Origin of the sequence: Xanthobacter sp., from assembly GCF_041911315.1 — a bacterium.
GTDB classification, from domain to species: Bacteria; Pseudomonadota; Alphaproteobacteria; order Rhizobiales; family Xanthobacteraceae; genus Xanthobacter; species Xanthobacter aminoxidans.
On record NZ_JAYRPE010000024.1, the window covers coordinates 22,953 to 46,915 of the forward strand.

Sequence of the window (23,963 nt, forward strand, 5' to 3'; positions counted from 1 at the left end):
CTCCATCAGGTGCGGCGCTGGGGATCGACGATGTCGCGCAGACCGTCGCCCAGGAGGTTGAAGCAGAAGACCGCGAACATGAGCGCAAGGCCGGGGAACAGCGCGATCCACCATTCGCCGGAGACGATGTAGGCCGAGCCCTCGGCCACCATGATGCCCCACTCCGGCGTCGGCGGGCGCACGCCAAGGCCGATGAAGGAGAGGCCGGCGGCATTGAGAATGGCGTAGCCCATGGTGAGCGACATCTGCACCATCATGATGGGCAGGATGTTGGGCAGGATGGTCGTCAGCAGGATGCGCCATTCCGAATTGCCGGTGAGCCGCGCCGCCTGCACATAGCCGGCATTGCGGCGGATGGCGGCTTCGGATTTCGCCACGCGCACATAGAGCGGGAAGTTGATGATGGCGGTGGCGATGACGATGTTCGTCACCGTGTTGCCCAGCGCCGCCACGATGCCCATGGCCAGCACGAACAGCGGGAAGGCCATGATGGTGTCGGAGATGCGGCCAATGATCCGGTCCGTCCAGCCGCCGAAGAAGCCGGAAGCGATGCCGGCGATGCCGCCCACCGCGAACACCAGCGCCACCGAGAAGATGGCGATGGCCATGTCCAGCCGGCTCGCCACCACCACGCGGGAGAAGATGTCCCGGCCCAGGTTGTCGGTGCCGAACCAGTGCGCGGCCGAGGGCGGCTGCAACGCGGCGGCCGTGTCGGAGGCGAGCGGATCGTAGGGCACGATGAACGGCCCGAGCGCTGCGCACACCACCAGCACCAGGAACATGCCGAAGGCGATGCCCGTGACCGGGTTATCCGAGATCACGTAGCGGGCGTGGGCGAGCGTGGCGGCAAGGCCGCCCGGGGCCTTCTGGGTGTCGGCCGTGGCGAGGGTCATGCTTCGCTCCGCGCGCGGGGATCGATGATGCCGTAGGCAAGGTCGATCAGGAGGTTGAGGACGACGTAGAGGATCGCCATGGCGAGCACGAAGCCCTGCACCGGCGCATAGTCCGAGGTGATGAGCGCCTCGACCGCATAGGAGCCGATGCCCGGCCAGGCGAACACCTTCTCCACCAGCACGTTGGCACCGAGGAGGAAGGAGAACACCATGCCCAGCGTCGTCACCACCGGCAGCATGGCATTGCGGAAGGCGTAGGTGATGATGACCGTGTAGTCGGTCAGGCCCGCCGCCTTCGCCGTGCGCACGAACTCCGAGGAGAGCACCGCCAGCATGGAGGCGCGAGTCATGCGGGCGATGGGCGCGAGGGCGAAGATGGCGAGCGTGATGGCAGGCACCGCCAGTTGCGCCAGCGCGGCGCGGAAGGTCTCGAAGTCGCGCGCGATCAGGCTGTCGATGAGGTAGAAGCCCGTCACCGTCTCCGGCGCCGAGAAGAACACGTCGAGCCGCCCCAGCGGCGCCGGCGCCCACCCCAGCTTGAAGTAGAAGACATAGACCAGCAGAAGCCCGGTGAAGAACACCGGCAGCGAGACGCCGGCGGTGGTGATGATGCGGCAGGCGTGGTCGATCCACGATCCCTGTCGCACCGCCGCCATGATGCCGAACGGCACCGCGATCAGCAGCGCCAGCACCAACCCCGCCAGCGTCAGTTCGGCCGAGGCCGGCAGGCGGGCCGCGATCTCGGTGGCGACCGGCTGGCCGGTGGAAAGCGAGGAGCCGAGATCGCCCTTCGCCAGCGCCGAGACCTAATCGGCGAACTGAACCGGCAAGGGCTTGTCGAGGCCCAGCTTGGTGCGGATCTCGGCGATGGCCTGCGGCGTCGCGGCAGGGCCTGCGAAATAGGCTGCCGTGTCGCCGGGCAGCACGCGGGTGAGCAGGAAGGTCACGATCACCACGCCGATCAGGCTGGGCACGGCTGTGGCGAGACGACTGCCTAGGAGCTTCAGCATGGCGATATCCCTGTGTGCGAACCGCGCTGCGGGGCCATCGGGCGCCGCAGCTTTTCTCGTCTCCGGCGGGGCGCCGGCTTGTGGTGTGAGGGGCGGCACCGATGCCGGCATCCGGGCGAACCCAGGCGCCGGCTTCCGCCCCCGGCGCCACCCCTCACGCCGCTTCCTCCCTGAAGAGGAAGAGGGATCCTTCAGCCCTTCTGGAAGGCGCGATAGTCGAGCCGGCGGTGGAACCAGTATTCGTAGCCGGTGATGTTCTTCTGCATCGCGACGTTGACGAACGGCTGGTAGAGCGGAATGCGCGGCACGTCGGCGAAGGCGAGGTCCACCATGCCCTTCACGTCCGTATCGTAGGCCGCCTTGTCGCCGCTCGCCGCCGCTGCGCGGGCGCCGTCGATGAAGGTATCCATGGCCGCCGACTGATAGCTCATGGTGTTGAAGACCGAATTGGAGCCGTGGTAGCACCAGAAGAAGAAGTATTCCGGATAGTCGAGCCAGCCCGAGAACACGTTGGTGTAGAGCGGCAGCACCTTCTTGTTCAGCTCCGTGCGCCAGTTGGCGCCGGGGATCTTGTTGATGGTGGTCTTGATTCCGATCTGCGCCAGATTTTCCTGAAGCAGCACGCAGATGGGCTCGTTGACGCCGGCAAAGCCGAGGTCGAAGGAGAGCGTGGTGTCGATGCCGCCGGCGTAGCCCGCCTCGGCCATCAGCTGCTTGGCCTTGGCGAGGTCGGTCTTGAACTTGGTGGGCTGCGGCCAGGCGACCTTTGTGACGGCATCGGCCGGCGCGCCGAACATGGGCTTGCCGAGGCCATAGAGCACGGCCTCCATGATCTTCTCGTAGGGGATGGCGTAGGCGACAGCCTCGCGCACCTTCGGATTGTCGAAGGGTGGGTTCTTCACGTTCATGCCGATGTACTGCACGCCGTTGGAGTACGGCACCGACGTAATGTTGAGCTTGCCGGCCTGCTTCAGCTCAACGAAATCCTTGTTGGGCAGATCATAGGAGATGTCCGCGTCGCCGCGCTCCAAAAGCGCCCGGCGGTTGCCGGCGGAGGGCACCATGCGCCAGATCACGCGCTTGATCTTGGGCAGCGGGCCACCCTTCCAGTCGTCGAAGCGCTCGAAGATGACCTCGGTGCCGGGCGTCCACTTGGTGACGCGATAGGCGCCGGAGCCGGCCGTGTTCTGCTTGGTGTATTCGAGGCCCCAGGGGTCCTTCTCCGTGGCGTTCTTCTTCACCAGCTCGGAATTGATGACGCACGGCACGATGACGGCGAGGTCGGGGATGGTGAGGCGATCCTTGCGCAGGAAGTCCACGCGCACGGTGTGGTCGTCCACCACCACGAACTGCTCGGGCTTCTCCAGCGAGCCGGCCTTCATCTGGAAGGTGGGGAAGCCACCCACGGAGACGGCGCGATCCAGCGACCACTTCACGTCCTTGGCGGTGACGGGGCTGCCGTCCTGGAAGGTCGCGTTCTTCTTCAGCTTGAAGGTGACGGACATGTCACCGATGTTCATGTCCTCGGCAAGCTCGCCCTTGAGCTTGTCGCGGTCGTAGTAGCGCACGCCGTCCTTCTCGGTCATCTCGTGGGTGATGAGCCGGTCGTAGGTGTTCCAGCTCGCCTCATAGCCGGGCACGTTGGTGCCGACACCGTGAATGTCGAGATTGTTGGGACCGCTCTCGGAGACGATCAGCAGCGTTTCGTTCCGGGCCTGCGCCTTCGCCGGGGAAAATACCGCCGGGGCGGCAACGCCCGTGCCGGTAGCAACGGCAGTGGCTGAGGCGGACTTCATGAATTCGCGGCGGTTCATCGGCGACGTCCCTGTGGTGGCGGTCGCCAAATGCCATTCAAGCTGCGTGCCAATTGCATACAGTTTTTGAAATTTCATTATATATCAGATATTTATATCAAACCATTGCCCTACAACACTGAGGGTCGCCCCACGTTTATGACCATAATTTAATCAATTTCGTGCGCGTTGTATGCAATTCAATGCGCAACGCTTCGGCAAGGCTTGCCCAGCGAGGCGCCATGCCGCCATCGCGCAGAGATCAGGAGGGCAACACTTCGGAGGGGGCCGGCGCCGCAGCGGCACGCTCGGCCTTCCACGCCTTCATCTGGCGCCTGTAGCGCAGGGTCGAGACAGGCAGGAGAGCCAGATACAGCATGGTGCAGACCGAAAGCACCACCCACGGATAGCTCGCCAGCAGCGCGAAATAGATCGCCACCGCCACGAACAGCGGCAGCACCATGTCCCGCCGCACCCGCCGCCCCAGCGTCTTGCCGGACCAAGCCGGAACCGTGGAGATCATGAGGAAGGCGATGGCGAGGCAATAGACGAGGGCGATGATGGCGCTCACCCGCCCGTGCGGCAGGCCGATCAGCTCCAGATAGATCGGCAGCAGCACCGTGATGGCGCCCGCCGGGGCCGGAATGCCGGTGAAATAGTCGCCGGCGAAGGGCGGCTTGTTCGGATCGTCTAGCATCACGTTGAAGCGCGCGAGGCGCAGGGCCGCGCAGATGGCATAGGCCAGCGCGGCGATCCAGCCGAACGAGCCGGCTTCGTTGAGGCCCCAGAAATAGAGCATCAGCGCAGGCACGCAGCCGAAGTTCACGAAGTCCGCGAGGCTGTCGAGTTCTGCGCCGAACCGCGAGGTGCCTTTCAGCGCGCGCGCCAGCCGCCCGTCCACGCCGTCGAGAATGGCGGCGAAGACGATGGCCGCCAGCGCCAGCTCGATCCGCTCCTCAATGGCGAGCCGCACGGCGGTGAGGCCGGAGCACAAGGCCAGGAGCGTCACCAGGTTCGGCAGCAGCACCCGGATCGGCACCTTGCCGATGCTGCCGCCGAGACGCGGCCGGGGCCGGCCTTCAGGATCGAACGGGGGAAAGGGGGTTTCCATCAGCTCACCCGATAGGCGGTCTCGCGCTGCTGCGGCTGGGAGAGATCGCACAGGACCGTCTCGCCCGCCACCGTCAACTGCCCTTCGCTGACCAGCACGCGCGAGCCCACGGGCAGATAAACGTCCACGCGAGAGCCGAAGCGGATCAGGCCAAAGCGCTCGCCGGAACCGATGGACTCACCCTCCCGCACGAACGAGACGATGCGGCGCGCCACGAGGCCGGCGATCTGCACGCAGCCCACCCGGCAGTAGGGCGTGGAGATGATGAGGCCGTTGCGCTCATTGTCCTCGCTCGCCTTGTCGAGATCGGCGTTGAGGAAGAGGCCGGGCTTGTAGGCGATGCGCTCGATGCGCCCCGTCACCGGCGCGCGGTTCACGTGGACGTTGAACACGTTCATGAAGATGGAGACGCGCAGCAGCGGATCGTCGGAGAGGTCCAGCTCCCGCGGCGGCCGCGCCAGCCCCACCTGCGACACCCGCCCGTCCGCCGGCGCGATGACGAGCCCCTCGCGTACCGGCGTCACGCGCTCGGGATCGCGGAAGAACAGCGCCGTCCAGATGGCGAGGCCGAAGCCGATCATGCCGAAGAAGGTGGAGAACATGAACAGCACGAGCGCGATCACCACCGCGATGGCGATGAACGGATAGCCCTCCCGATGAATCGGGACGAGGGTCTTGCGGATGCTGGCAATGATCGACAACAGGTGTCTCCACGGTCGCCCTGCAGGACGCCCCGGATGGCGCCGCACGGGCATAGACTGCGCACAGGTAGTCAGCCGCCGCCCCGCCGTCAAATGGCGGAACGCCGCTTTCCCTCAGGCCCCGGCGCGGCGGAAGGCACCCGGGCTCAGATCCGTCCACTTGCGGAATGCCCGATGGAAGGCGCTTGGCTCGGAAAAGCCAAGCTCCGCCGCGATCTCGCCCACGGGCCGGTCGGTGGCCCGCAGCAGATCCTCGGCCCGCAGCCGGCGCAGTTCGTCCTTGATGTCGCGATAGGCGGCCCCCTCCTCCGCCAGCCGCCGCCGCAGGGTGGAGGCCGGGAGGCGCAACTGTCGGGCGAGTTCGTCGAACGACGGCCACACCGTGGCCGACTGCTCCCGGAGCCGGGTGCGGACGCGGGCGGCAAGCCCTTCGTCGTGCCGGTAGCGCACAAGGATGTTGGCCGGCGCACCCCGCAGTAAGTCCCGCAGCGCCCGCTCGCTGCGGTGGGCCGGCAGCTTCAGGAAGGCCGCGTCGAAGGCGAGCCGGCTCTCCGGCGCGTCGAAACGGACGGGCGCGCCGAAGAACAGGCGGTAATCCGCCCCATGCTCCGGCGGACCGCAGCGGAAATCCACCTGCCGGATCGGAATGCGCCGGCCCACCAGCCAGCAGGTGATGCCATGAAGGATGATCCAGTAGGTGCGGTAGGCGAAGGCCGAGCGCGCGGCGCCCTTGTCCGAGAGTACGACGGACGCGAGGCCGTCGCCGACGACAAGCTCGCCGCTCGGGTCATCCAGCACCACCCGGAGGAAGCGCAGAGCCCGCCGCAGCGCCTGTTCCAGCGTCTGCGCACCCATCAGGGCATGGCAGAGCAGGGTGAAGCTGCCGCAACGCATGGGGCGGGCGGCGAGGCCGAAGAACTCGTCGTCCAGCGCCTCGGCGGCGGCTGTCCACAGCGCCCCGTACTGTTCCGCGGAGACCGCCTCCGTCACCGGCAGCGCGAGCCCCGCCCGCGCCAGCACCGGACCGGCATCGATGCCCCGCGCCGTCAGGCAGCCCAGGGCATCGTCGACGAAGGTCCCGGAGATCATGCGCCGTTCCAAGGCACGCTCCCGAATGGCAAAATCGCTCACCTGAATAGATCGCTAGCGTCATCGAATGTCACTCGGCTTTTCTGCTAGACGAGAGGCAACGGCCGCCGAAGCGGCGGCATGTCTCCCTGGGAGGGGCACCATGAAGATTGAAGGGCGCGTCTTTCTCGTCACCGGCGGCGGCTCGGGCCTGGGCGCGGCGGTGTCGCGAATGGTGGTGGACAATGGGGGCCGGGTCGTCCTCGTCGACATCAACGCCGATGCCGGTGCCGCCATGGCCGCTGAACTCGGCGACGCCGCCCGCTTCCAGCGCGCAGACGTAAGCAACGAGGCCGATGGCAAGGCCGCCGTGCAGCTCGCTCTGGATAGCTTCGGCCATGTTCACGGTCTCGTGAACTGCGCCGGCGTGGCCCCCGGCGAGAAGGTGGTCGGCCGCGACGGCCCGCACCGGCTCGAAAGCTTCGTGCGCGGCATCACCGTCAACCTCATCGGCACCTTCAACATGCTCCGGCTCGCCGCCGACGCCATGGTGAAAGAGGCGCCGGACGCCGAGGGCGAGCGTGGCGTCATCGTCAACACCGCCTCCGTCGCCGCCTTCGATGGGCAGATCGGCCAAGCCGCCTATGCCGCCTCCAAGGGCGGTGTTGCGGCCCTCACCCTGCCGGTGGCGCGAGAGCTGGCGCGGTTCGGCATCCGCGTCGTCACCATCGCCCCCGGCATCTTCGAGACGCCGATGATGGCCGGCCTGCCGCAGGACGTGCAGGACAGCCTGGGCAAGAGCGTGCCCTTCCCCTCGCGCCTCGGACGGCCGTCCGAATACGCGGCTCTCGTCAAGCACATCTGCGAAAACAACATGCTGAACGGCGAGGTCATCCGCCTCGACGGCGCGCTGCGGATGGCGCCGCGCTGAGCCCATCCCGCTGACGACTTCCTCCCGCGACCGGAGACACGCAACATGACGGCTTCCGACCCCATCGTCATCGTCGGCACCGCCCGCACGCCCATGGGCGGCTTTCAGGGCGACCTCAAGGATGTGGCTGCGCCCGCGCTCGGCTCCGCGGCCATCGGCGCCGCCCTCGCCCGCGCCGGCCTCGCGCCGGATCAGGTGGAGGAAGTGGTGTTCGGCTGCGTGCTGCCGGCCGGCCTCGGTCAGGCTCCGGCCCGCCAGGCCGCGCTCGGCGCGGGGCTTCCGCTCTCCACCGGCGCCACCACCGTGAACAAGATGTGCGGTTCCGGCATGAAGGCGGCCATGTTCGCCCATGACCTCCTCGCCGCCGGCTCCGCCTCGGTCGCGGTTGCGGGCGGCATGGAGAGCATGACCAACGCCCCCTACCTGCTCGACCGTGCCCGTGGCGGCTACCGCATGGGGCACGGCAGGGTCATCGACCACATGTTCTTCGATGGCCTCGAGGATGCCTATGACAAGGGCCGTCTCATGGGCACCTTCGCCGAGGAATGCGCCGAGGCCTACCAGTTCACCCGCGAGGCGCAGGACGCCTTCGCCATCGCCTCCCTCACCAAGGCGCAGAAGGCCATGGCCGGGGGCGCCTTCGACAAGGAGATCACCCCCGTCACCGTGAAAGCCGGCAAGACCGAGCGCGTGGTGGCGGCGGACGAGCAGCCGCCCAAGGCGAAGCTGGACAAGATCCCGACGCTGAAGCCCGCCTTTCGCGACGGCGGCACGGTGACGGCGGCGAACTCCTCTTCCATCTCTGACGGCGCGGCCGCCCTCGTGCTCATGCGCCGCTCCGAAGCGGAGAAGCGCGGCCTCACGCCGCTCGCCGCCATCGTCGGCCATTCCACCCACGCCCAGGCACCGAACCTCTTCACCACCGCCCCCATCGGCGCGGTGCAGAAGCTCGCCGGGAAGACCGGCTGGGATCTGAAGGACGTGGACCTGTTCGAGATCAACGAGGCGTTCGCCGTGGTGCCCATGGCCGCCATGCGTGATCTCGGCCTGCCGGAGGACAAGGTGAACGTCCACGGCGGCGCCTGCGCCCTCGGCCACCCCATCGGGGCATCTGGCGCTCGGGTGATGGTGACGCTGCTGGCGGCGCTGGAGCGCTACGGGCTCAAGCGTGGCATCGCCTCGCTCTGCATCGGCGGCGGCGAGGCGACGGCGGTCGCCATCGAACGCCTGAGCTGAGGCAGAGACCGCCAAGGACACGTAACAACAAGACCCGGAGGAACCTGCCATGATCCTCACCGAAACCCAGGTTGCCATCCGCGACGCGGTACGCGCCTTCGCCTCCGAACGCCTCGCGCCCGGAGCGGCAGCGCGGGACAGGGAGCACCGCTTCCCCGGCGCGGAACTGAAGGAGCTGGGTGCCCTCGGCTTCCTTGGTATGCTGGTGCCGGAGGACCATGGCGGCTCCGCCACCGATCTCGTCTCCTATGCCCTCGCGCTGGAAGAGATCGCGGCGGCGGACGGCGCCTGCTCCACCATCGTCAGCGTGCATTCCTCCGTCGGCTGCATGCCCATCGTGAAGTTCGGCACGCAGGCGCAGAAGGAGCGCTTCCTGCCCAAGCTGGCGAGCGGCGAATGGATCGGCGGCTTCGCCCTCACCGAACCGCAGGCGGGATCGGACGCCGCCGCCCTGCGCACGCGCGCCCGGCGGGACGGCGACCATTATGTGTTCTCCGGCGCCAAACAGTTCATCACCTCCGGCAAGAACGGCGATGTCATCATCGTCTTCGCCGTGACCGACCCGGACGCAGGCAAGAAGGGCATCTCCGCCTTCATCGTGCCCACCGACACGCCCGGCTACGAGGTGGTGCGGGTGGAGGAAAAGCTCGGCCAGCATTCCTCAGACACCTGCCAGCTCGCCTTCAACGACATGCGCCTTCCCGCCGACCTCCGGCTCGGGGCCGAGGGCGAGGGTCTGAAGATCGCGCTGTCCAATCTTGAAGGCGGGCGCATCGGCATCGCCTCGCAATGCGTGGGCATGGCGCGCGCCGCGTTCGAGGCGGCCCGGACCTATGCGAAGGAGCGCGTGACCTTCGGCAAGCCCATCATGGAGCATCAGGCCGTCGCCTTCCGCCTCGCCGATATGGCGACCCGCATCGAGACGGCGCGCCAGATGGTGCTGCACGCCGCCGCCCTGCGCGAGGCCGGCCTGCCCTGCCTCACCGAGGCGTCCATGGCGAAGCTGTTCGCGTCCGAGATGGCGGAGCAGGTGTGTTCCGCAGCCATCCAGAACTTCGGCGGCTACGGCTATCTCGCGGACTTCCCGGTGGAACGCATCTATCGCGATGTGCGCGTGTGCCAGATCTACGAGGGCACCAGCGACGTGCAGCGCATCGTCATCGCGCGGGGGCTGTGATGGTGGAGGCCTCCTCCCCCGCCCCGCGCGGTCCCCTCGCCGGCATCCGCGTCGTTGATCTCTCAAGGCTCGCCCCCGGCCCCTACTGCACCATGCTGCTGGCCGATTTCGGGGCAGAAGTGATCGTGGTGGGCGGCGGACGGGCCGGCGTCGCCATCCCGGAATTCTCGCGCGGCAAGCGGCATATCTCCCTCGACCTGAAAGCACCCGCCGGCCGTTCCGCGCTCCATGCGCTGGTGAAGACCGCCGACGTGTTGGTGGAGGGCTTCCGCCCCGGCGTCGCCGACCGCATCGGCGCCGGATACGAGACACTGGCGGCGCTCAATCCACGCCTCGTCTATTGCTCGCTGACCGGCTTCGGTCAGGACGGCCCCCGCGCGCTGGAGGCGGGGCACGACATCACCTATCTCGCTCTGGCCGGCGTGCTCGGGTCCATGGGACCGAAGGATGGGCCGCCCGAGGCGCCGCTCAATCTCGTCGCAGATTTCGCCGGCGGCAGCCTGATCGCCGCGCTGGGCATCCTCGCTGCGGTGATCGAAGCCAAGACAACCGGACAGGGCCAGAAGATCGACGCCGCCATGGTGGACGGCGCGCTGTCGCTGATGGCCATGCATTGGCCGCTCTGGAAGACGCCCCATTGGCCGGCGCGCGGCGACGGGCTGCTGGGTGGCGGCGCGCCGTTCTATCGCTCCTATCGCTGCGCAGATGGTGGCTTCATCGCGGTGGGTGCGCTGGAGCGGGGCTTCTTTGAAGCACTGTGGCGACGTCTCGATCTCGGCGAACCGCCGGACCACATGCGACGCGACCTGTGGCCGGAAATCGAACGGACGCTGGAAGCGACCTTCGCGGGACAATCGCGCGATCACTGGACCGCACTGTTTACCGGCACGGACGCCTGCGTCGCGCCTGTGCTGGCGCCGGACGAGGTGTGGAGCGATCCCCACATCGCCGCGCGCCATCCGGACAGCGGGCCGAACCGCGTGCCCGCCGTCCCGCGCCTCTCGCGCACTCCAGCGCAGGCCCACCCGCTCGATCTCAGCGATTGCACGGAGCAGGTCCTGCGGGATGCCGGCCTCAGCGACGACGAGATCGCCGCCGCAGCCGCGCCATCCGATCCGGCGGGTCGCTCCGGCCTCGACTGGCCGCCGGAGCTGCGCTGAGCCTCAGAAGGCGGGATTGGCCGCGTCTGCCTTCGGCTTGTGCAGGGCGCGGCTGTCGTCCGGCGCCTCGTCGCGCTCGAACATGCCATAGTCGCGCACCACGGCGGCGACGCGCAGGCGATAGTCGCGGAACACCCCTGCCCGCCCCGCCGCCTGCGTCTTGCGATGGGAGGTGAGGTTGCGCCAGGCCTTCACCGCCTCCTCGTCGCGCCACATGGAGAGCGAGAGCATCTTGCCCGGATTGGTAAGGCTCTCGAACCGCTCCACCGAGATGAAGCCGTCCATCTTCTCCAGTTCCACGCGCAGGCGCGCGGCGAGGTCAAGATAAGTGTCGCGCTGGCCCTCGGCCGGCCAGACCTCGAAAATGATGGCGATCATGCCCCCTCTTCCCCTTCTTGTTTTTTTATCGGACTAGACCTTGTCGCCCGGCCGGCGCTGCACCTCGGGGAACACCCACATGGCGACGACCATGAAGATGCCGAGGAAGGCGACCGCATATTTCGGCCCCTCCTGCCCCAGCGCTGCCTGGAAGGCATAGCCGGCCGCAGCCACGGCGAGGACGACGAGGGAGAGGATGAGCTTGATGTGGGTGGGCATGGGATGTCTCCCCTCTTGCTGGCCGGACTTCGCCGGCGCTGACCTTCAGATGAGTGCGCCGCCACCGGGAAGCGCGGCCCAGACGGCGAGCGCCGCGCCCTGGAGCGCGACCAGGGCGGCAAGGCCCCGCCGGCCGTCGCGGAACGATGTCGGCAGCAGATCGAACGGTGCCGGGGCGAACAGCAGGACGAGGCCGCCGACGACGATCAGGCTGGTGAGGCGCAGGTTGGCGTAGCCATAGACCAGCGCCGCAGCCGCCAGCACGAGCCACAGCAGGCTGTTCACCAGGACGAGGGCGCCCCCCCCCGCCTGTCGCGCCCCCGCCGGCCGGGTGCTCGCCGGGAACATGCCGGAGAGCACCAGAAAGCCCATGCAGGCCGCGGTCCACAGGCCCGCGAAAATCGCGAGCCCGGCGATATTGGGTTCGATCGACGCCATCACCTCACTCCGCCGGAGCGACGTGGCCGGACGGGCCTGCCTTGCCTTTCGGCGTACGCGCAGTGCGGCGCATGTCGGTCTTCAGATGGCGCGTGTCATAGCCGTTGAAGAGATGGCCGATGAGCCCGCGGTTGAGATCCGATGTGCCGAACGCCCAGTCCATGATGGGGAAGGTGAGGTTCATGTTGCGCTCCATCATGAGCGACTGGTTGTGGTGCGCGGCGTGGTGGCGGCGGTTGGTGTTGATGAAGGGCACGTTTCGCACGAACCAGTTTTCGTCGATGTGCGTCGTGAAGTGCATGAACTCGTAGAGCAGGTAGACCGAGGTAGTGGTGGCGATGAAAAGCCAGCCCACGTTCGGCGAGATCAGCCACCCGAACACGATGGCACCGGGAATGGACATGAGCGTGAACGTCACCAGCGCGTAGGGCGGGAAGAAGGTGACGCGCCAGTCGTGATGCCCGGCAAAACGCATCTCTTCCTCAGTGAAGAACTGGTGGTGCATCAGCGTGTGGCGGTTATAGACCGCGCGGAACAGCGGGAAGCTCGACGGCCGGTGCATCACATAGCGGTGCAGCCACCACTCGAAGAAATTGCAGAACAGGAACACGACGGGAATGGTCAAAAACTCCCACCAGCGGATCGCGTGCATGTTCGAGACATAGATATAGAGGGCGGTGAAGCCGATCGTGTAGATGATGGCGATGTGCAGCCATCCGTTATACCAGCCGGTGACACGCTCGCGGTAGGTCGCGCGGTATTTGCGCTGCCGATCCGTCATGGGGCTCGAGGTGAGTTCCATCGCTCTCTCCCTTGCGCGCTGTTGGTGCGCGCCATTGTCTTGATTCTCTCGGCGCCGCGTCTGGAGGCGCCGGCTCCTGAAGACCCCGGCTGCTGAAAGCGCCGGTGCCTGGAGCCGTCGCCCGCCCCAGCTCCCTCGCGCCCGGACGGGGGAAGGATGCTCCGCGACAGCGGATGCACTACTAATATGTCAGTCACACATCATATGCAAGGCGCCGATCCGGCCCCGCCAAAGGCCTGTCGCCCCGCGAATGCGACCAAAGTTCAACAATTTAACAGTTTGATTCAATTATATTTTTCAGACCCATCTTCCTTAAAAATGATCCAGATCAAAAAAGCTTCTTGCAGACATTCTTTTGGCATATCTATGATATGTCAGTTCACGAAGGCGGGCACGAGACCCGCCTAGGGGAGGACGCCAATGAACATTTCTCGCCGCACTTTGATGCGGGGGATCGGTGCTGCCGGTCTCGCTGCCGCCGCTCCGGGGATCTTTTCCCCCGCCATCGCCCAGTCGAAGCCGGTTCGCATCGGCATTCTCGCGCCGCGCTCCGGGGCCATGGGCACGGTAGGCGAATGCGGCATCCGCGCTGTGCAGTGGGCGACGGAGCGCATGAACAAGGACGGCGGCATCGCCGGGCGCCCGATCGAGCTCGTCATCGAGGAGGAAACCTCCCCCAAGGACACTATCGAACGCTTCCGCCGCCTGGTGCTGCAGGAGAAGGTGGATTGCGTCCAGGGCCTCATCTCCACCGGCGTGTCGCTGGGCGTCGCGCCCGTGGCGGAGGAGGAACAGGCGCTCCTCATCATGTGGGACGGCACCACGCAGGACGGCGTGAAGGAGGCGATGCCCAAGTCGCAGTACGTCTTCCGCTCCACCGACAATGAATGCGAGGCCGTGATGGCCTCCCTGCTCTCGATCAAATACTTCAAGGGCAAGATCAAGCGCATTGCCGGCATCAACCCGGACTATTCCTACGGCCGCAATAACTGGGAGGCTTTCCAGCAGATCCTCAAGCGCGCCGGCGTGGAGGTGGAGGTGGTAGCCGAGCAGTGGCCGAAAGTCGGCACCATGGACCTCACGTCTCACGTCGCGGCGCTGAAGGCGGCCAAACCCGACTTCATCTTCTCGTCGATGCTGTTCGCCGACCTGCCCGTCTTCATGAAGCAGGGCTCCGCCGCCGGCCTGTTCGAGGGCGTGAACCTCGCTTTGCCCGCCGCCGGCTGGCAGATCAACCAGCTGAAGAAGGAGTTCATGCCCGAGAACATCGTGTTCGGGCACAACACGCTCTACTTCGCGCTGCCCAATGCCTCCCCGCTCCAGAAGGCGTTCGTGGAAGACTACATGGGCCGCTACAAGGAGGCTCCGAGCTGGGAGGCCGACCGCGCCTATTTCGCCCTGGCCGCATACAAGGCCGGCGTCGAAGCCGCGGCCAAGGCCACGGGGCGCTGGCCGAAGCTCACGGAGATCATCGAATCCATCCCCAAGCAGAAAATCGAGAGCCTGGGGGGGCCGGGGCAGTTCCGCGCCGACAAGATCGCTGAGCAGACCTTCTACCAGGGCCTTTCCACCAACCAGAACTCCTACGATTTCCCGACGCTGAAGACGGTGGACAGCTTCACCGCCGATCAGCTCCAGAAGCCGCCGGGCGTGGACTTCTGGGAATGGCTCAAGACCTCCAAGCTTCCCGTGTGAGGAGCGCCGCGTGACCGTCTTCCTCGACGTCCTCCTCGGCGGCGTGTTTCACGCCGCCATTCTCTTCCTCGTGGCCGCCGGGCTCCAGCTGGTATTCGGCGTGCAGAAGGTCATCAACCTCGCTTGCGGCTCGTTCTACGCGCTGGGCGCCTATTTCGGCATCACGGCCGTTGGCCTCGCCTCGGCCGCCGGCTTTCCAGCCTGGACGGTGCTGCCGGTGCTCATCCTCGCGGGGCTGGCGATCGGCCTCGTAGGCCTGCCGGTGGAACGCATCCTGCGCACGGTCTACCGGCGGGACGAGAGCTATCAATTGCTCCTCACCTTCGGCCTGCTGCTGATGTTCCAGGACGTGTTCCGCTTCTTCTGGGGCGCCACGCCCCGAACGCTGGACAACGCCTATCTCGCCTACGGCACGGCCGAGTTCATGGGCCTTCGGGTGCCCACCTACAATCTTCTCGTGATCGCCGCCTCCATCGCCATCGCGGTGGCGCTCGGCGCCTTCCTGCAGAAGACCCGCACCGGGCGCATCATCCGCGCCACGGCGGAAAACCGGGACATGAGCGAGGGTCTCGGCGTCAATTCGTCCCGCGTGTTCGCGGCCGTGTTCACGGTCGGCTGCATGCTCGGCACGGTGGGCGGCGCGCTGGTGGTGCCGGCCTCGGCCTCCTCGCTTGAAATGGCCGTGGAGCTGGTGGTGGAAGCGTTCGCCGTGGTGGTCATCGGCGGGCTGGGCTCCATGCGCGGCGCGCTCGCTGGTGCGCTCATCGTCGGCCTGATCCGGGCTGCGGCCATCATGGTGCTGCCCGAGGCCGAAATTCTCTCCATCTATCTGGTCGTCATCGCCGTGCTCATCCTGCGGCCGGCCGGGCTTTTCGGAAAGGCAATGGCATGAGCACCCCGACCTCCGCCCCGGCCACGGTGGCGCCGGCCGTGTCCCCCAGCCTCTGGCGACCTTCGGGCCTCATATCCTTCCTGGTCATCATCGCCGCCATGGCAGGGCTGCCGCTCGTCGCCTCCACCTACATGCTCACCCTGATGGTGCCGTTCTTCGGCTTTGCCATCGCTCTTCTCGGCTTCAACCTGCTGTTCGGCTACACGGGCCTGCTCTCCTTCGGCCACGCCATGTTCCTCGGCATCGGCGCCTATGCGGCGGCGGTTATGACCTCGAAGCTCGGCGTCCAGTCTCTGGAGTTGATCCTGCTCGTCGCGGTGGCGGCCGCGGTGGTCATCGCGGTGCCGGTGGGCTTCCTGTGCGTGCGCTACACGCGCATCTTCTTCGGCATGCTGACGCTGGCCTTCGGCATGCTGTTCCACTCCATCCTGTTCAAGTTCTACGGCCTCACCGGCGGCGACCAGGGCATGCGGGTGATGCGCCCGCTGCTGTTCGGCATGGCGTTCGAGGGCGGCAAGACGGCCTTCATCACCGGGCCGTTCTACTACTACGCTCTCGGCCTCCTCACCCTGCTCGGCTGCGCCATGTGGCGGATCGTGCGCTCGCCCTTCGGGCTCCACCTCACGGCCATTCGGGAGAACGCGCAGAAGGCGGCCTATCTCGGCGTCACCGTCTCGCGGATGCGGCTCGCGGCCTACGTCATCTCCGGCGTCTACGGCGCCATCGGCGGGGTGATCCTGGCCGTCACCATCGGCCTCGCGGACCCGGAGATTGTCTACTGGACACAATCCGGCAACCTCGTCTTCATGGCGGTGCTGGGCGGCTCCGGCGCCTTCGCCGGCCCCGTGGTGGGCGGCCTCGCCTTCGTGCTCCTGCAGGACACGGTGATGTCCGCCACCCAGTACTGGCGGTTCGTGATGGGCGCGGTGCTGGTGCTCATCGTCATCTTCTTCCCGCGGGGGATCGCCGGCCTGTTCGGCGACGCCTTCGCCCGCCTCAAGCGCGGGAGCTGACCCATGGCCTCACGCGCCCTTCTCTCCGCCCATCAGGTCTCCAAGAGCTATGGCGATTTCCATGCGCTCCGGAACGTCTCGGTGCATGTGGACGATGGTGAATTCATTTCCATCGTCGGCCCCAACGGCGCCGGCAAATCCACCCTCGTCAACGTGCTGACGGGACTGCTGAAGCCAACGTCTGGCCACGTCCATTTCCGCGGGCAGGACATCGCCGGCATCGGGCCGGTGGAACTCTCCCGCCGTGGCATGGCGCGGGGGTTCCAGCTGGTGAACATCTTCCCCGAGCTGACGGTGCGGGAGACGCTGGGTGTCGCCGCAGCGTCACGCCTCAGGCGCATCGGCAATCCCTTCCGCAGCCTCGGCGCTGATCGCGAGATCCGCGATGCCGTGGAGGAGGTGGCCGACATCTTCAACCTGCGCCACCGGCTGGACCAGCAGGCGAGCGCCCTCTCCCAGGGCGAGAAAAAGCTTTTGGACGTGGCGAGCGCCTTCGCCCTCAAGCCGGAACTGATCCTCATCGACGAGCCGACCTCCGGCGTCTCCACCGGCGACAAGCACGCCATCATGGAGCTGCTGGTTGCCGCGTCCCGCAAGGCCGGCGTGCGCGGCATCATCCAGGTGGAGCACGACATGGACCTCGTGGCCCGCTACTCGGACCGCATCGTCGCGCTCCAGGCGGGTACCGTTCTCGCCGATGAGAAGCCGGAAACCTTCTTCAAGGATCCCGCCCTCATCGCCGCCGTGGTGGGTACGCGCCCGCCCAAGGTGCCCCCCAGAGAAATGGCCCCGAAAGCCGCCGTTCAGGAGAGCCGCCCATGCTGAGCATTTCGGGCCTCAAGGTGGATATCGCCGGCAGCCGCATCCTGTCCGGTATCGACCTCGCCGTGGAGCCGGGCGAACTCGTCTGCCTCATCGGCCGCAACGGCGCGGGCAAGACCACCACGTTCCGCTCCATCATGGGCTATCGCAAGCCCGTCGCAGGCTCCATCCGCTTCGCCGGCAAGGAGCTGATCGGCCGCGCCCCGCATGAGATCGCGCAGATGGGCGTGGGCTTCTCGCCGGAGGAATCGGAGGTCTATGCCGACCTTACCGTCGCCGAGAATCTGGAGCTGCCGACCTGGACGCGGCGCTCGAAGATGTCGGAGAAGGACCGCGTGGAGCGCTCCCTCACCGTCTTCCCGAAGCTCCGGCAGTATCTGCACCGGGGCGGAGCGCAACTCTCCGGCGGTGAGCGCAAGATGGTGTCGGTGGCGCGGGCACTCGCCCTCGATCCGAGCCTCCTCCTGCTCGACGAGCCGTTCGAGGGGCTGTCGCCGGCCATCATCCCGGTGATCTCGGAGGGCATCGCCTCCATCCGCGCCATGGGGCAGGCCGTGCTGATGGCTGAATCCAACGTCCACCACCTCCCGGATTATGTGGATCGCCTCTACGTGCTGGAGCGTGGCGAGATGATCTTCTCCGGCACGCTGGCGGAGGCGTACCGCGACAAGGCGGTCATGCGCGTCATCGCCGGCGAGGTGGAGCTGGAGCACGCCTGACCCATGCCCCTCACCTATCGTGCCGCGGTGCTCCACGCGCCGCAGACGCCGCTCGCCATCGAGACGGTGGAGGCGGCCCCGCTCGGGCCATCCGACGTGCTCGTGCGCATCAAGGCGGCTGGGCTGTGCCATACCGATCTCGAGGTGATCGAGGGCGGGCTCGTCTACCCCATGCCCATCGTGCTCGGTCACGAAGCGGCGGGCGTCGTCGAAGACGTGGGGCGGGAGGCCAAGGGCGTCCGCAAGGGCGACCATGTGGTGCTCTCCTGGAACCCCCATTGCGGCCACTGCTTCTATTGCGACCGCGCGCTGCCCATCCTGTGCGAGGGCTATCTCGCGGAAGGTCCGAAGGCCCGTGCCTTCGACGGCGCCGCCAAGGCGCGGCTCGCGGACGGGCGGGAGCTGGGGAACCTCATGTTCCTCGGCGCCTTCGGCGAATACTGCATCGTCACGGACCAACAGGCTGTGCCGGTGCCCAAAGAACTTCCGTTCGACGAGGCCTGCCTCATCGGCTGCGGGATCATGACCGGCGTCGGCGCGGCATTGAACGTGGCGCACATCGCGCCCGGCGATACGGCCCTCGTCATCGGCTGCGGCGCCGTCGGCCTCGCCGCGGTGCAGGGGGCGAGGCTGGCAGGCGCAGAGACCATCCTTGCCGCCGATCTCGATGATGCCAAGCTCGCACTCGCCCGCGCCATGGGGGCCACCCACACGGTGAACGCCCGCACGGGCAACGTGGTGGAGGCGGCCCGCGCGCTCACCCAAGGCCGCGGTGCCGACGTAGTGCTGGAATCGGCCGGCAGCCCGATTGCCTTCCGTGCGACGGCTGAGGCGGTGCGGCCGGGCGGCGAGGTGATCTGGCTCGGCAAGATCGACGTGACGAAGGACGTGTCCTTCCGGTGGGGCTCACTGATGGCGGAAAAGCGCATCCGCCGCGTCTCCTATGGCGGTGCCCGCCCCGCGCGCGATTTCCCGTTTCTGGCGCGCGCTGCGCTTGGCGGACGGCTGGACCTGAAGGGCCTGATCTCCCGACGGATCGCGCTGGAGGAGATCAACGCGGGGTTCGCCGCGCTGAAGGCGGGCGAGACCATTCGCAGCGTCGTGATCTTCTGAAGGCTCGAGGCTCCCTCTCCCCTTGCGGGAGAGGGAGCCTCAGCCCTCACGCATCCAGGGTCTTGCGGGCGAAATCCTCGATATAATCCACGAGGTTGGCGGCCGCGGTCTCGGCCCCTTTGCGGTCGCGGCGGGCCACCGCCTCGGCCACCTCGGCGTGGAGCCGGGCGGCGAGCGGCAGGTCGGCGACCTCCCGGTAATGCTGGTACCAGAAGCGACGCGACAGAGCGTTCATGAGGCCCATGGAGCGCACCGCGAACTCGTTGCGCGACGCCTGCGCCATCAAAAGGTTGAAGCGCCGATCAAGGCGCATGAAAGCGAGGTCGTCCTCCACCTCGGCCGCCTGCCGCATGGAGCCGGCGATCTCGGCGAAGGCGTCCCGCTCCTCGGCCGTCGCGCGCTCGGCGGCGAGGCCGGCCATCAGCACTTCCAGCACGCGACGCACCTCCAGCAGGCGAAGCTGGGTGCGCAGGTTGATATCCGACACCAGCACGCCGCGCCGCGGCAGCACCACGACCAGCCCGTCGCGGGCAAGGCGTTGCAGTGCCTCGCGGATGGGCGTGCGGCCGATCTTCAGCCGGTCGGAAAGCGTGAGTTCGGAAAGCACCGCGCCCGGGGGCAGTTGCAGGGTCGCGATCAGTTCCTCAAGGATGCGGTAGGCACGATCGGTGAGGCTCGCATCCTCGGTCACCGGCTCATCCTTGCGGGCGCGACGGGCCGGGGTGCGAGGCTCCTTGCGGGTTTCGCGGAGCGGCTCCAACAGGAGATCAAGCGCGCCTTCACCTCCGGCCAGCGCGGATTGCCGCTTCTGGCGCCGCACCGGCGCCACGGAACCCGCAATGGCCCCTGCCTTGGACCCCGCCTTCGCCATGCCGCTTGCTCCCCCTGCCTTGTCTCTGAGACGACGGATTCGTCTCCTGCCGTCAAGCCTCGGGCGGATACCGATCAGGCTGCGACGCGGTGGAGCGCGGCGTCGATATCGTCGGAGGTCATCTCCCACTCGTTGGCGAAATTGGCGACCACGTCGCGCATGAACTGGTCGTGCAGCGAATAGGCGCGCCGGTCGTCGCCGAGGTGGTCGGCGAGCAAGGCGAGGGCGAGCTGGGCGGGGGCCTGCCCCTCATAGCTCCACTCGAATCCGTCGCCGCTCAGTTTGGCGATGTCGGTGCGCTGCGGCAGCGGCTTGCCGTCCACCGTCACCGCGATGCCGTCGATGGTGCGGTCTCCCCGATAGGTCTTCATGCGTCCTGCCCTGCCTTTTATTGCCCGTCCAATTGGGATTGCACTGATATGTTACATGAGCAGCAGGTGCCGTTCAACGGTCCTGCGACGCGAAAGCCGCGCGCGCGGCGGCGCGCCCTCGGGTAAGGTCGATGCTTTCAGACGGGGGATTGCGATGACGACGACGATCTACGGCATCAAGGCCTGCGACACCATGAAGAAGGCACGGGCCTGGCTCGACGAGAAGGGCGTCGCCTATGCCTTCCACGACTACAAGTCGGCCGGCATAGACGCGAAGACGCTTCAGGGCTGGGCGAAGAAGGTCGGCTGGGAAAAACTGCTTAACAGGGCCGGCACCACCTTCAGGAAGCTGCCGGATGCCGACAAGGCCGACATCGACGAGGCAAAGGCTCTGGCGCTGATGCTGGCGCACCCCTCCATGATCAAGCGCCCGGTGCTGGAGCACGGGCGCGATCTGATCGTCGGCTTCAAGCCGGAGGATTATGCGGCGCGGATAAAGTGAACCCGGGTGAAGTGAGGCCGACGTAAGCTACAGCAGACCTGCGCCGGCCTCGGGACCAGTGTGATGGTCAGGATGCCTCGGCCGCCGGAGGCACCTCGGCCGGCGCGTTCAGCGCTTCGGCGAAGCTGGTGAAGAACTGGTCGGAGAGCTTCTTGGCGGTCGCCTGCACGAGGCGCCCGCCAAGAGAGGCGAGCTTGCCGCCGATCTGGGCGTCCGCCACGTAGGTCAGGATGGTGTCGGCGCCATCCTCGGCCAGCGCCACCTTGGCCTCGCCCTTGGCGAAGCCGGCGATGCCCCCATTGCCCTGCCCGACGATACGGCAACCGGCGGGCGCCTCCATGTCGGTGAGTTCCACCGAGCCGGAAAAGGTGGCCGAGACCGGCCCCACCTTCACCTGCACCTTGGCGGCATAGGCGTTGTCGCCCGTCTGCTCCAGCTCCTTGCAGCCGGGAATGCAGCGCTTGAGCATTTCGGGATCAAGGATCGCCTTCCACACGGTCTCGCGCGGGGCGCTGATGCGATATTCGCCGGTCAGTTCCACGGGATGGTCCTCCCCTTGTTCTCGTTCGCGCGTGCCGCTCTTCGGCGATGGCGCTCAGACCGCACAATAGCGATCCTGGATGTCCTTGTCGGCGAGCAGTGCAGCAGCGCTCGATTGATGCACCAGCTCGCCCTGATCGATGATGATGGCGCGGCTCGCGAGATTGAGCGCCCATTCCACGTTCTGCTCCACCAGAAGCAGCGTCGTGCCCTGGTCGCGCAGACGCCGGAAGAGCACGCCCATCTCCTCCACCAGCACCGGCATGATGCCCTCGGAGGGCTCGTCCAGCAGCACCATCTTCGGCTTGGAGATGATGGCGCGGGCGATGGCGAGCATCTGCTGCTCGCCGCCGGACATGGTGGTCCCCTGCTGCTCCAGCCGCTCCTTCAGGCGCGGGAAGCTCTTGGCGATCTCGTCGATGGCGGCCCGCTCGTCCGTGCGGGCGGCGGCGACGAGGCCGAGCTGCAGGTTTTCCCGCACCGTAAGGCCGGAGACGATGCGCCGCTCCTCCGGCACGTAGCCGAGACCGAGGCGAAAGCGGGCGTGGGCGCCGAGCGGCAGCAAGTCCTTGCCGTCGAACGTCACCCGGCCTTCCGCCCGCGGCATGAGCCCCATGATGGCCCGCAGGGTGGACGTCTTGCCGGCACCGTTGCGGCCGACGAGGGCGACGATTTCGCCCTGCTCGATCCTGAACGTCAGATCATGGACGACGTGGCTCGGCCCGTACCAGGCATTGAGCTTTTCGACCTCAAGCATAGCCATCGTTCTGCCCCAGATAGACGCGGCGGACTTCCGGATCGGCCTGCACCACCGCCGGCGCGCCGTCGGCGATGAGGCGGCCGTGGTGCAGCACCAGAATGCGGTCCGACAGGCCGAGGATCATCTTCATCTTGTGCTCGACCAGGAGAATGGTGCGGTCCGCCGCGAGGCGCTCGATGAGCGCCACCATCTCCTTGGTCTCTTCCGGCCCCATGCCGGCCGTGGGCTCGTCGAGCAGCAGAAGCTCGGGGTTCGCCACCAGCGCGATGGCGATCTCCAGCGCCCGCTGCTCGCCATGGGCGAGGTCTCGGGCGCGGCGGGCGCGGCGATGGGTGAGGCCCACCTCGGCCAGCGCCGCCTCTGCTTTCTGGGTCAGCTCGGGATAGCGATCGCGATGGCTGAAGACGTCATAGCGCGTCTTCAGTGCCTGCGCCGCCACACGCACGTTCTCCTCCACCGACAGCTCGGGAAAGAGGTTGGTGATCTGGTAGGAGCGGGCAATGCCGAGATGGGCGAAGCGGTGCTGCTTCAGCCCCTTCAGCTCCTGCCCCTTGAACCGGATGGAGCCGGTGGAGGGCTGGAGCACGCCGGACAGCACGTTGAAGAAGGTGCTCTTGCCGGCGCCATTGGGGCCGATCACTGCCGTCACCTTGTTGCGCTCGAAGCTGGCCGAGATGCCAGCGAGGGCCACGAAGCCGCCGAAGGACCGGCCCACGTCCGTCACTTCCATCAGCGCGCTCATGACGCCCTCCTGCGGCGCACGATCTGAATCAGGCTGCCCCAGATGCCCTTGGGCAGGAACAGCACGAACAGGATGAAGACGATGCCGACGATGAGCTGCCAGTGGGTGGTCCACAGCGAGGCGACATCCTCGATGAGCAGGAACACCAGCGCCCCCACGAACGGCCCGAAGAAGGAGCCGGCGCCGCCCAGCATGGTCATCATCACCACGATGGAGGAGGTGTGAACGCCCAGCGCATCGAGCGGCACGATGGAGAGATGAAGCGCGGAAAGCGTGCCGGCGAGGCCGCACAGGGCGCCGGAGAGGACGAAGGACAGGAGCTTGGTGCGCTCCACGTCGAAGCCGCAGGCGCGGGCGCGGGTCTCGTTCTCGCGCACCGCCTCGATGGCCGCGCCAAAGGGGGAGTTCAGCACCCGCGATACGAACCACAGTGCCAGCGCTGCGAAGAACATGATGAAGTAGTACTTCGCCAGCGGGTTCAGCAGGTTCACCGAGAAGCCGCCGATCAGGTCGGCCTTGGCCACGGTGAAGCCGCGCAGGCCATTCTCGCCGCCGGTCCAGCCGGACGCCTGGAGCGCGACGTAATAGACGAGCTGCGCGAGCGCCAAAGTGACCATGCAGAAGTAGATGCCGCGCGTGCGGATGGAGAGCGCGCCGATCACCACCGAGAGCAGGCTCGCGCCGACGATGCCCGTGAGCATGGCCGGAAACCAGCCGAAGCCGAGAAGGGCGATGGCCATTCCCGTCAGGTAAGCCCCCGTGCCGAAGAAGGCGGCATGGCCGAAGGAGAGAAGGCCCGTGTAGCCGAACAGCAGGTTGAAGCCGACGGTGAACAGGCCGTAGATCAGCACGTTCACCGCCAGCGCCTGCGACGGCAACACGAAGGGCAGCACCGCCAGCACGGCAATGGTGAGCGGCACGCGCCAGCGATCCAGCGCGGCGCCGGCCCTCGGCAGGGTGCGCGGCGCCACGCCCTGCCCGGCGGCGAGGTCGGTTGTGGTCATGG

Annotated in this window: 26 protein-coding genes and 1 pseudogene; 11 read left to right on the top strand and 16 right to left on the bottom strand. The window is 67.1% G+C overall.

All coding sequences use genetic code 11. From position 1 onward, the window contains the following. Positions 1 to 5 precede the first annotated feature (5 nt). The 6 genes and pseudogenes from ACE3QW_RS09705 to ACE3QW_RS09730 form a co-directional block, all read right to left on the bottom strand. Positions 6 to 893, bottom strand: coding sequence for an ABC transporter permease (locus ACE3QW_RS09705; protein WP_029558883.1), 888 nt, complete (start codon positions 891 to 893; stop codon positions 6 to 8). Next, a pseudogene (locus ACE3QW_RS09710) lies at positions 890 to 1,903 on the bottom strand (ABC transporter permease). Before ACE3QW_RS09710 ends, ACE3QW_RS09705 begins: the two are co-directional and overlap by 4 nt. A 191-nt stretch (positions 1,904 to 2,094) precedes the next feature. Then, positions 2,095 to 3,717 (bottom strand): ABC transporter substrate-binding protein, encoded by a 1,623-nt coding sequence (locus ACE3QW_RS09715; protein WP_029558885.1) that lies wholly within the window; start codon positions 3,715 to 3,717, stop codon positions 2,095 to 2,097. Between the two features lie 241 nt (positions 3,718 to 3,958). Then, a complete protein-coding gene (pssA, locus tag ACE3QW_RS09720; RefSeq protein WP_250165615.1) occupies positions 3,959 to 4,807 on the bottom strand; it encodes a CDP-diacylglycerol--serine O-phosphatidyltransferase in 849 nt (282 codons plus the stop codon). Beyond that, positions 4,807 to 5,508, bottom strand: coding sequence for a phosphatidylserine decarboxylase (locus tag ACE3QW_RS09725; RefSeq protein ID WP_029558887.1), 702 nt, complete (start codon positions 5,506 to 5,508; stop codon positions 4,807 to 4,809). The genes pssA and ACE3QW_RS09725 overlap by 1 nt, the downstream gene beginning before the upstream one ends. Positions 5,509 to 5,622: 114 nt before the next feature. After that, positions 5,623 to 6,609: an AraC family transcriptional regulator gene (locus ACE3QW_RS09730; RefSeq protein ID WP_374251350.1), complete on the bottom strand. Its 987-nt coding sequence runs from the start codon at positions 6,607 to 6,609 to the stop codon at positions 5,623 to 5,625. Positions 6,610 to 6,739: 130 nt separating this feature from the next. On the opposite strand from ACE3QW_RS09730, the gene ACE3QW_RS09735 reads away from it, so the two are divergent. Genes ACE3QW_RS09735 through ACE3QW_RS09750 form a run of 4 tightly spaced genes read left to right on the top strand, consistent with a single transcriptional unit; the run spans position 6,740 to position 11,080 of the window. Next, positions 6,740 to 7,507, top strand: a complete 768-nt coding sequence (locus ACE3QW_RS09735) for a 3-hydroxyacyl-CoA dehydrogenase (RefSeq protein ID WP_029558889.1) — start codon at positions 6,740 to 6,742, stop codon at positions 7,505 to 7,507. A 45-nt stretch (positions 7,508 to 7,552) separates the two neighbouring features. Next, complete coding sequence (locus ACE3QW_RS09740) at positions 7,553 to 8,743, top strand: acetyl-CoA C-acyltransferase (protein ID WP_250165613.1); 1,191 nt, start codon at positions 7,553 to 7,555, stop codon at positions 8,741 to 8,743. A gap of 49 nt (positions 8,744 to 8,792) precedes the next feature. Then, a complete protein-coding gene (locus ACE3QW_RS09745) occupies positions 8,793 to 9,920 on the top strand; it encodes an acyl-CoA dehydrogenase family protein (protein ID WP_374251351.1) in 1,128 nt (375 codons plus the stop codon). Continuing rightward, positions 9,920 to 11,080, top strand: coding sequence for a CaiB/BaiF CoA transferase family protein (locus ACE3QW_RS09750; RefSeq protein ID WP_374251352.1), 1,161 nt, complete (start codon positions 9,920 to 9,922; stop codon positions 11,078 to 11,080). The genes ACE3QW_RS09745 and ACE3QW_RS09750 overlap by 1 nt, the downstream gene beginning before the upstream one ends. 3 nt (positions 11,081 to 11,083) lie before the next feature. Here the strand turns inward: ACE3QW_RS09750 and ACE3QW_RS09755 are convergent, their stop codons facing one another. From ACE3QW_RS09755 to ACE3QW_RS09770, 4 genes are read right to left on the bottom strand one after another with little or no spacing between them, the layout of a single operon-like run. Continuing rightward, on the bottom strand, positions 11,084 to 11,458 hold the full coding sequence (locus tag ACE3QW_RS09755; RefSeq protein WP_374251353.1) for an antibiotic biosynthesis monooxygenase: 375 nt from the start codon (positions 11,456 to 11,458) through the stop codon (positions 11,084 to 11,086). Between the two features lie 33 nt (positions 11,459 to 11,491). After that, positions 11,492 to 11,677 carry a hypothetical protein gene (locus ACE3QW_RS09760; RefSeq protein WP_374251354.1) on the bottom strand — a complete coding sequence of 62 codons (186 nt, stop codon included), beginning with the start codon at positions 11,675 to 11,677 and terminating at the stop codon, positions 11,492 to 11,494. 45 nt (positions 11,678 to 11,722) lie between these two features. After that, positions 11,723 to 12,115 carry a hypothetical protein gene (locus ACE3QW_RS09765; RefSeq protein ID WP_374251355.1) on the bottom strand — a complete coding sequence of 131 codons (393 nt, stop codon included), beginning with the start codon at positions 12,113 to 12,115 and terminating at the stop codon, positions 11,723 to 11,725. A 4-nt stretch (positions 12,116 to 12,119) separates the two neighbouring features. Next, on the bottom strand, positions 12,120 to 12,917 hold the full coding sequence (locus ACE3QW_RS09770; RefSeq protein ID WP_024278524.1) for a sterol desaturase family protein: 798 nt from the start codon (positions 12,915 to 12,917) through the stop codon (positions 12,120 to 12,122). Positions 12,918 to 13,337: 420 nt separating this feature from the next. Between ACE3QW_RS09770 and ACE3QW_RS09775 the strand changes: the two genes are divergently transcribed. From ACE3QW_RS09775 to ACE3QW_RS09800, 6 genes are read left to right on the top strand one after another with little or no spacing between them, the layout of a single operon-like run. Beyond that, positions 13,338 to 14,612, top strand: coding sequence for an ABC transporter substrate-binding protein (locus ACE3QW_RS09775; RefSeq protein ID WP_029558897.1), 1,275 nt, complete (start codon positions 13,338 to 13,340; stop codon positions 14,610 to 14,612). 10 nt (positions 14,613 to 14,622) lie between these two features. Next, entirely contained in the window at positions 14,623 to 15,504 is an 882-nt protein-coding gene (locus ACE3QW_RS09780; RefSeq protein WP_024278522.1) for a branched-chain amino acid ABC transporter permease, read from the top strand. Beyond that, the gene (locus tag ACE3QW_RS09785; RefSeq protein WP_051679297.1) at positions 15,501 to 16,517 is read left to right on the top strand and encodes a branched-chain amino acid ABC transporter permease; all 1,017 of its coding nucleotides are present in this window, start codon (positions 15,501 to 15,503) and stop codon (positions 16,515 to 16,517) included. Before ACE3QW_RS09780 ends, ACE3QW_RS09785 begins: the two co-directional genes overlap by 4 nt. A gap of 3 nt (positions 16,518 to 16,520) precedes the next feature. Further along, positions 16,521 to 17,342: an ABC transporter ATP-binding protein gene (locus ACE3QW_RS09790; protein WP_374251356.1), complete on the top strand. Its 822-nt coding sequence runs from the start codon at positions 16,521 to 16,523 to the stop codon at positions 17,340 to 17,342. Then, the gene (locus ACE3QW_RS09795; protein ID WP_024278519.1) at positions 17,336 to 18,058 is read left to right on the top strand and encodes an ABC transporter ATP-binding protein; all 723 of its coding nucleotides are present in this window, start codon (positions 17,336 to 17,338) and stop codon (positions 18,056 to 18,058) included. Before ACE3QW_RS09790 ends, ACE3QW_RS09795 begins: the two co-directional genes overlap by 7 nt. A 3-nt stretch (positions 18,059 to 18,061) precedes the next feature. Next, positions 18,062 to 19,171 carry a Zn-dependent alcohol dehydrogenase gene (locus ACE3QW_RS09800; RefSeq protein ID WP_374251357.1) on the top strand — a complete coding sequence of 370 codons (1,110 nt, stop codon included), beginning with the start codon at positions 18,062 to 18,064 and terminating at the stop codon, positions 19,169 to 19,171. Positions 19,172 to 19,217: 46 nt separating this feature from the next. Here ACE3QW_RS09800 and ACE3QW_RS09805 read toward each other — a convergent pair whose 3' ends face one another. Together ACE3QW_RS09805 and ACE3QW_RS09810 are read right to left on the bottom strand one after the other, a co-directional pair. Continuing rightward, a complete protein-coding gene (locus ACE3QW_RS09805; protein WP_250165605.1) occupies positions 19,218 to 20,042 on the bottom strand; it encodes a GntR family transcriptional regulator in 825 nt (274 codons plus the stop codon). Positions 20,043 to 20,116: 74 nt separating this feature from the next. Then, positions 20,117 to 20,413: a DUF6166 domain-containing protein gene (locus tag ACE3QW_RS09810; RefSeq protein ID WP_374251358.1), complete on the bottom strand. Its 297-nt coding sequence runs from the start codon at positions 20,411 to 20,413 to the stop codon at positions 20,117 to 20,119. 154 nt (positions 20,414 to 20,567) lie between these two features. Between ACE3QW_RS09810 and ACE3QW_RS09815 the strand changes: the two genes are divergently transcribed. Beyond that, the gene (locus tag ACE3QW_RS09815; RefSeq protein WP_374251359.1) at positions 20,568 to 20,915 is read left to right on the top strand and encodes an ArsC family reductase; all 348 of its coding nucleotides are present in this window, start codon (positions 20,568 to 20,570) and stop codon (positions 20,913 to 20,915) included. Positions 20,916 to 20,982: 67 nt separating this feature from the next. Here ACE3QW_RS09815 and ACE3QW_RS09820 read toward each other — a convergent pair whose 3' ends face one another. From ACE3QW_RS09820 to ACE3QW_RS09835, 4 genes are read right to left on the bottom strand one after another with little or no spacing between them, the layout of a single operon-like run. Then, complete coding sequence (locus tag ACE3QW_RS09820) at positions 20,983 to 21,456, bottom strand: carbon monoxide dehydrogenase subunit G (protein WP_250165604.1); 474 nt, start codon at positions 21,454 to 21,456, stop codon at positions 20,983 to 20,985. Positions 21,457 to 21,510: 54 nt separating this feature from the next. Beyond that, positions 21,511 to 22,212, bottom strand: coding sequence for an ABC transporter ATP-binding protein (locus ACE3QW_RS09825; protein WP_029558905.1), 702 nt, complete (start codon positions 22,210 to 22,212; stop codon positions 21,511 to 21,513). Continuing rightward, positions 22,205 to 22,957, bottom strand: coding sequence for an ABC transporter ATP-binding protein (locus tag ACE3QW_RS09830; RefSeq protein WP_374251360.1), 753 nt, complete (start codon positions 22,955 to 22,957; stop codon positions 22,205 to 22,207). The genes ACE3QW_RS09825 and ACE3QW_RS09830 overlap by 8 nt, the downstream gene beginning before the upstream one ends. Then, positions 22,954 to 23,961, bottom strand: coding sequence for a branched-chain amino acid ABC transporter permease (locus ACE3QW_RS09835; protein ID WP_374251361.1), 1,008 nt, complete (start codon positions 23,959 to 23,961; stop codon positions 22,954 to 22,956). Before ACE3QW_RS09835 ends, ACE3QW_RS09830 begins: the two co-directional genes overlap by 4 nt. Positions 23,962 to 23,963: the final 2 nt, after the last annotated feature.